This is a genomic window from Streptomyces millisiae, from assembly GCF_031845425.1.
GTDB lineage: Bacteria > Actinomycetota > Actinomycetes > Streptomycetales > Streptomycetaceae > Streptomyces > Streptomyces millisiae.
In genome coordinates this window covers 1-745 of record NZ_JAVREM010000169.1, presented here as the reverse complement: position 1 = coordinate 745, position 745 = coordinate 1, and the positions used below count along the sequence as shown (strand labels likewise).

Here is a 745-nt window from a genome sequence, read left to right as displayed (position 1 = left end):
AGTTCATGGTGACCGAGATTTTCCCTGGTGGGCGACTGCCGTCGATCGAGATGGTCGAGGAGCACTCCGCCCGGGCCGCGTTCACCCTGACCCGGCGGCAGTCCCTGCAGTCGCACTATGCACGCACCCTCGACATCTGGGCCGCCAACCTGCAGGAACACCGCGATGAGGCCATCGCGATCCAGTCGCAGGAGGTCTACGACCGGTACATGCGCTACCTGACGGGTTGCGCCAGCAGCTTCCGGACCGGGTACATCGACGTCAATCAGTTCACCCTGCATGTCGCTGGTTGATTTCCTTCGCCAACGAGGCACCATCCGAAGCATCTCCGCAGGCAAAACCGGACAAATTATCGTGCGGCGGGAGAAATTTGTTTGCCGACGAAATTCGTTGACGGTAGCGGCAACAGGCCCGTGGCTGATGGCTGCGGTACCCTGAGATTCGCGGGGAGAACTCTACAGCTTGGAGCATATCGAATATGTCCAAATTGACACCGAAATATGAAGAACTGCAGTCGATCTACGACATTTCCAACGAATTCTATGAACTGTTTCTAGGCCCGACAATGGGTTATACGTGCGGCTATTTCGAGCGCGACGACATGACCGGTGACGAGGCCCAGATCGCGAAGTTCGATCTGGCACTGGGCAAGCTGGGCCTCGAACCGGGGATGACGCTGCTGGACATCGGCTGCGGCTGGGGCGCGTGCATGGCGCGGGCAATCGAGAAGTACGACGTCAATGTC

2 protein-coding genes are annotated in these 745 nt (G+C 58.7%); both read left to right on the top strand.

All coding sequences use genetic code 11. The features are described 5' to 3' along the window. Nucleotides 1-293, top strand: a 293-nt coding sequence (locus RNC47_RS36040) for a class I SAM-dependent methyltransferase (RefSeq protein ID WP_311605067.1), incomplete at its 5' end; no start/stop codon positions are given. 185 nt (nucleotides 294-478) lie between these two features. Continuing rightward, nucleotides 479-745: class I SAM-dependent methyltransferase (locus tag RNC47_RS36035; protein ID WP_311605065.1), on the top strand; the 267-nt coding region annotated here is incomplete at its 3' end.